Annotated in this window: 4 protein-coding genes; all 4 read right to left on the bottom strand. The window is 73.1% G+C overall.

What is annotated here, in order from left to right:
• A partial coding sequence (locus AB0F11_RS37230) for an adenosylhomocysteinase (RefSeq protein ID WP_362184071.1) occupies positions 1-644 on the bottom strand: 644 nt, incomplete at its 3' end.
• Entirely contained in the window at positions 628-1,530 is a 903-nt protein-coding gene (gene metF / locus AB0F11_RS37225; RefSeq protein ID WP_362184068.1) for a methylenetetrahydrofolate reductase [NAD(P)H], read from the bottom strand. The genes AB0F11_RS37230 and metF, both read right to left, overlap by 17 nt.
• Complete coding sequence (gene metH, locus AB0F11_RS37220; protein ID WP_362184065.1) at positions 1,527-5,030, bottom strand: methionine synthase; 3,504 nt, start codon at positions 5,028-5,030, stop codon at positions 1,527-1,529. Before metH ends, metF begins: the two co-directional genes overlap by 4 nt.
• The gene (locus tag AB0F11_RS37215; RefSeq protein ID WP_362184062.1) at positions 5,027-6,028 is read right to left on the bottom strand and encodes a carbohydrate kinase family protein; all 1,002 of its coding nucleotides are present in this window, start codon (positions 6,026-6,028) and stop codon (positions 5,027-5,029) included. The genes metH and AB0F11_RS37215 overlap by 4 nt, the downstream gene beginning before the upstream one ends.
• Positions 6,029-6,517 lie beyond the last annotated feature (489 nt).

Genomic DNA, 6,517 nt, shown 5'->3' with positions numbered 1-6,517 from the left:
TTCACGTTGATGGCCGGGAACAGCAGCGTGCCCTCGGACATCATCTCGTACAGGCGGTGCACGCCGGTGGTGGTCTCCTCGGTGACACCGCGGATCCCGGACGCCAGGGCCGTCCAGTCGAGCTCGGTCCGGCCCAGGAGCTCCAGGACGAGGGCCATCTCCTCGTTCTCCGCCGTGGACGGGTCGGGGACGGCGCCGGCCTTCTGGTACTCGACGCCCTTGTGGACCAGCAGCGTCGCATCGCCGCCGTCGTCGAGGATCATGTTCGGGCCTGCGTGCCCGGGCCAGGTCAGCGCCTGCTCCGTGCACCACCAGTACTCCTCCAGCGTCTCGCCCTTCCAGGCGAAGACCGGGATCCCGGCCGCGGCGATGGCGGCCGCCGCGTGGTCCTGGGTGGAGTAGATGTTGCACGAGACCCAGCGCACCTCGGCGCCCAGCGCGACCAGCGTCTCGATGAGGACGGCCGTCTGCACGGTCATGTGCAGCGAGCCGGTGATCCGGGCGCCGGCCAGCGGCTGGGCCGCGGCGTACTCGCGGCGGATCGACATCAGGCCGGGCATCTCGTGCTCGGCGAGGGTGATCTCCTTGCGGCCGAATTCCGCGAGGGAGATGTCGGCGACCTTGAAATCAGTGAACGGCGGCATGGGCGGGTGCACTCCTGCTGGTGTGGACGTTGCGGTGGATCTCAAGCGTCGCGGTGGAGCGGTTGAGAGTGATGTAGTGCAGGCCGGGGGCCCCTTCGTCCAGCAGCCGCTGGGCGAGCGCGGTGGCGTGGTCGACACCGATGCGGTGGGCGGTGGCCGGGTCGTGGCGGGCGGTCTCCAGGGCGAGGCCCAGGTCCACGGGGAAGCGGGCGTTGCTCAGCTCGGCGAAGCGGCGGATCTGCCGCACGTCCGTGGCCGGCATGATCTCCGGGATGATCGGGGTGTCGCAGCCGGCCGCGGCGACGCGGTCGCGCAGCCGCAGGTAGTCCTCGGCGTCGAAGAACATCTGGGTGATGGCGTAGTCGGCGCCGGCCCGGCACTTGGCGACGAAGTGGCGGACGTCGCTCTCCCAGTCAGGGGAGCGCGGGTGGCGCTCGGGGAAGGCGGCGACGCCGATCGAGAAGTCGCCGGAGGCCCGTACGAGGCGGACGAGCTGGTCGGCGTGGTTCAGCCCCTGCGGGTGCGGCGCCCACGGCCCGCGCGGGTCGCCCGGCGGGTCGCCGCGCAGGGCCAGGACGTCGCGGATGCCGGCGTCGGCGTACTGGCCGATGATCTGGCGCAGTTCGGCGACGGAGTGGTCGACGGCCGTCAGGTGGGCGACGGGCCGCAGGGTGGTGTCGGTGGCGATGCGCCGGGTCACGGCGACGGTGCGCTCGCGGGAGGAGCCGCCGGCGCCGTACGTGACGGAGACGAAGGTGGGGGCGACGGCCTCGATGCGGCGGATCGCGTCCCACAGCACCCGCTCCCCCGCGTCCGTCTTCGGCGGGAAGAACTCGAAGGAGAAGGAGGGGGCGCCGCTCGCCAGCCGCTCGCGCAGGAAGCTCATGCGGGACCGCCTCCGGCCTTGAAGTAGGTGGCCTCGGGGTGGTGCAGGATCAGGGCGTCGGTGGACTGCTCGGGATGCAGCTGGTACTCCTCGGAAAGGGTGACGCCCACGCGTTCGGGGCGCAGCAGGTGGACGATCTTGGCGCGGTCCTCCAGGGAGGGGCAGGCGGGGTAGCCCAGCGAGTACCGGCAGCCCTGGTACTCGGTCTTGAGCATTCCGGCCAGGCCCGCCGGGTCGCGGTCGGCGATGCCGAGCTCGGAGCGGACCCGGGCGTGCCAGAACTCGGCGAGGGCCTCGGTCAGCTGGACGGACAGGCCGTGCAGTTCGAGGTAGTCGCGGTAGGCGTTGGCCGCGAAGAGCTCGTTCGCGGCCTCGGAGATCCGGTTGCCCATGGTGACGGCGGTGAAGGCGATGACGTCGGTCTCGCCGGACTCCTCGGAGCGGAAGAAGTCCGACAGGCACAGGTGCCGCCCGCGGGGCTGGCGCGGGAAGGTGAAGCGGGTCCGCTCGCTGCCGTGCTCGTCGAGGACGATCAGGTCGTCGCCCTTGGACACGCACGGGAAGTACCCGTACACGACGGCGGCTTCCAGCATGTTCTCGGTACGCAGCCGGTCGAGCCAGGCGCGCAGCCGGGGGCGGCCCTCGGTCTCCACGAGCTCCTCGTACGAGGGGCCGCCGGTGCCGCGCGCGGGCTTGAGCCCCCACTGGCCCATGAAGGTGGCGCGCTCGTCGAGCCAGCCCGCGTAGTCGGCGAGCGGGATGCCGGTGACGAGGCGGTCGCCCCAGAACGGCGGTACGGGCACCGGGTTGTCGGTGGCGACGTCGGAGCGGCCGACGGGCGCGGTCTCGGCGAGGACGGGACGGGCGGTGGTGGTGGCGACCCGGCGGGGCTTGAGGGCGGGCAGGGCGGCGCCCTCCTCGCCCCGCTTGACGGCGATCAGGGCGTCCATCAGGCGCAGGCCCTCGAAGGCGTCGCGGGCGTAGCGGACCTCGCCCTCGTAGATCTCGTGCAGGTCCTGCTCGACGTACGCGCGGGTGAGGGCGGCGCCGCCGAGGATGACGGGGTAGTCGGCGGCCTTGCCGCGGCGGTTGAGCTCCTCCAGGTTCTCCTTCATCACCATGGTGGACTTCACCAGCAGGCCGGACATGCCGATGACGTCGGCCTTGTGCTCCTCTGCGGCCTCCAGGATCGCCGAGACCGGCTGCTTGATGCCGATGTTGACGACGTCGTAGCCGTTGTTGGACAGGATGATGTCGACGAGGTTCTTGCCGATGTCGTGGACGTCGCCCTTGACGGTGGCCAGCACGATGGTGCCCTTGCCGGCGTCGCCCTCGGCCTTCTCCATGTGCGGTTCGAGGTGGGCGACGGCGGTCTTCATCACCTCGGCGGACTGCAGCACGAACGGCAGCTGCATCTGCCCGGAGCCGAAGAGCTCCCCGACCGTCTTCATTCCCTCCAGCAGCGTGTCGTTGACGATGGCGAGGGCGGGCCGCGTGGTGAGGGCCTCGTCGAGGTCGGCGGCCAGGCCGTTCTTCTCGCCGTCGACGATACGGCGCCGCAGGCGCTCCTCCAGCGGCAGCGCGAGGAGTTCGGCGGCCCGGCCGGCCTTGACGGAGGTGGTGTCGACGCCCTCGAACAGCTCCAGGTAGCGCTGGAGCGGGTCGTAGTCCTCGCGCCGGCGGTCGTACACCAGGTCCAGGGCGCAGGTGAGCTGGTCGGCGGGGATCCGGGAGATCGGCAGGATCTTCGACGCGTGGACGATCGCCGAGTCCAGGCCGGCCTTGACGCACTCGTCGAGGAAGACGGAGTTCAGGACGACGCGGGCGGCCGGGCTCAGCCCGAAGGAGATGTTCGACAGGCCGAGCGTCGTCTGCACGTCGGGGTGGCGGCGCTTGAGCTCGCGGATCGCCTCGATGGTCTCGATGCCGTCGCGGCGGGTCTCCTCCTGCCCGGTGGCGATGGGGAAGGTCAGGCAGTCCACGATGATGTCGTGCTCGGCCATGCCCCAGGTGCCGGTGAGGTCGGCGATCAGGCGTTCGGCGACGGCGAGCTTCCACTCGGCGGTGCGGGCCTGCCCCTCCTCGTCGATGGTCAGGGCGATGACGGCCGCACCGTGCTCGGCGACCATCGGCATGATCCGGGCGAAGCGGGAGTCGGGGCCGTCGCCGTCCTCGTAGTTGACGGAGTTGATGACGGCGCGCCCGCCGATGCACTCCAGGCCCGCTTCGAGGACGGCCGGCTCGGTGGAGTCCAGGACCAGCGGCAGGGTGGAGGCCGTCGCGAACATCGAGGCGAGCTTGCGCATGTCGGCCGCGCCGTCGCGGCCCACGTAGTCCACGCACAGGTCGAGCAGGTGGGCGCCGTCGCGGGTCTGGTCGCGGGCGATCTCCACGCAGTCGTCCCAGCGCCCGCCGGTCATGGCCTCGCGGAACGCCTTCGAGCCGTTGGCGTTGGTCCGCTCGCCGATGGCGAGGTACGAGGTGTCCTGCCGGAACGGCACCGCCGCGTACAGGGAGGCCGCGGCAGGCTCGGTGCGGACGGTGCGCGGGGCGAGGTCCAGGCCCCGGACGGCGTCGACGACCTGGCGCAGGTGCTCGGGGGTGGTGCCGCAGCAGCCGCCGACCAGCGACAGGCCGTGCTCGGCGACGAAGTCGGCGTGGGCGGCGGCCAGTTCGGCCGGGGACAGCGGGTAGTGGGCGCCGTCGGCGGTGAGCACGGGCAGGCCGGCGTTGGGCATGGCGGAGATCCCGGCGCGGGCGTGCCGGGCCAAGTGGCGCAGGTGCTCGTTCATCTCGGCCGGGCCGGTGGCGCAGTTCAGGCCGATCACGTCGATGCCGAGCGGCTCCAGGGCGGTCAGGGCCGCGCCGATCTCGGAGCCGAGCAGCATGGTGCCCGTGGTCTCCACGGTGACCTGGACCAGCAGCGGCAGGTCCGCGCCGAGCCGGCGCAGCGCGCGGCGGGCCCCGATGAGGGCGGCCTTGGCCTGCAGGAGGTCCTGACTGGTCTCGACGAGCACGGCGTGCGCGCCGCCCGCGACCAGGCCCTCGGTCTGCTGCTGGTAGGCGTCGCGCAGCACGGCGAACGGGGCGTGGCCCAGGGTGGGCAGCTTGGTGCCGGGGCCGACGGAGCCGAGGACCCAGCGGGGGCGGTCCGCGGTGCTGTAGCCGTCGGCGACCTCGCGGGCGAGGCGGGCGCCGGCCTCGGCCAGCTCGAAGATGCGGTCGGCGATGTCGTACTCGCCGAGGTTGGCGTGGTTGGCACCGAAGGTGTTGGTCTCCACGCAGTCCACGCCGGCGTCGAAGTAGGCGGCGTGGACGGCCCGGACCATGTCGGGGCGGGTGATGTTGAGGATCTCGTTGCAGCCCTCGTGGCCCTGGAAGTCGTCCAGGGTGGGGCCCTGCTCCTGGAGCATGGTGCCCATGGCGCCGTCGGCGACCACCACGCGGGTGGCCAGGGCGCGGCGCAGCCCGGCGGGGGTGGCGGTTGCGGTGGCGGTCATGGCGTCCTCGCCAGGTACGGGGCGATGCGGGCGGCGGTCTGCTCGCCGTAGCCGGCGTGCAGACGGGCGGCCAGCAGGGCCCGGTCGACGGTGTACTCCTGGGGGCCGGTGGCCTCCAGGGCGAGCGAGGCCAGCGCGCAGCCGAGGCGGGCGGCGTCCTCGGTGGTCAGGCCGCGGGAGGTGGCGGCGAGGAACCCGGCCCGGAAGGCGTCGCCGACGCCGGTGGGGTCGTCGGCGTCCGCGGCCGGCACCGGCACCGCGGGGACGTGCAGGGGGCTCAGGCCGGCCCGGCGGATGCGGGCCCCGTCGGCGCCGAGGGTGGTGATCCAGGTGCCGACGCGGGCGAGGATCTGCTCCTCGGTCCAGCCGGAGCGCTCCTGGATCAGGGCGGCCTCGTAGGCGTTGCCGAACAGGTAGTCGGCGCCGTCGAGCAGCAGCCGCACCTGCTCGCGGTCGAGGCGGGGCAGCTGCTGCGAGGGGTCGGCGGCGAAGGGCAGGCCGAGCTCGCGGCACTGGCGGGTGTGGCCGAACATGGCCTCGGGGTCGTTGGGCGAGACGACGACGAGATCGAGCCCGCCGGTGCGTTCGGCGACGGTGGCGAGGTCGATGCGGCGGGCCTCGGCCATTGCGCCGGCGTAGAAGGTGGCGATCTGGTTGTGGTCGGCGTCGGTGGTGCACACGAAGCGGGCGGTGTGGTGGGTGTCCGAGACGTGGACGGAGTCGGTGTCGACGCCGTGCTCCTTGAGCCAGAGCCGGTAGCCGTCGAAGTCGAAGTCGACGCCGACCGCGCCGACGAGGACCGGGTCGGGGCCGAGGCCGAGCCGGCCGAGCCCGAAGGCGATGTTGGCGGCTACGCCGCCGCGGCGGACGTCGAGCCGGTCGGCGAGGAAGGAGAGGGAGACGTGCCGCAGCTGTCCCTCGATGAGCTGATCGGTGAAGCGACCGGGGAAGACCATCAGGTGGTCGGTGGCGATGGAACCGGTCACGGCGATGCGCATGGCAGCCTCCTGCGGTTTCGAATTTTCCGAGCGGTCCTGCAACCCCGGCCGGGCTGAGCCCAGACCCCGAGCCGACCCATCCGGGCCCGCCCGCACCCAGACCCCGAGCCGACCCATCCGGGCCCCGCGGGCGCCCAGATCCTTCGCCAGGCCGTCCCGGCCGGCTGGCGCCCCGAGCCGGGCCATCCGGGCCCGCCGGCGCCCAGACCCCGAGCCGGGCCATCCGGGCCCGTCAGCGCCCAGGCCCCTGGCCGGGGCATCCGGGCCCCCGCTTGCGAAGCGGGGGGCGGGCCAATCCAGCCCCGCCGGCGATTGAGGCGCGGGGTCTGGGGCGGAGCCCGAGAAGCCCAGCCGGCTTCGCCGACGCATGGGACGGGAGTCCGGCAATTCCAGCCCCGCCGGCGATTGAGGCGCGGGTCCGGGCGGAACCGGGTGGCGGGGGGGGGGGGGGGGCGGCGCGCGCCGCGGCCGGCCGCCGCGGCCCGGGGC

The organism is Streptomyces sp. NPDC032472, assembly GCF_040636955.1.
GTDB lineage: Bacteria > Actinomycetota > Actinomycetes > Streptomycetales > Streptomycetaceae > Streptomyces.
Note: the sequence above shows the minus strand (reverse complement) of the source record. Positions and strands in the feature narration are given on the sequence as shown.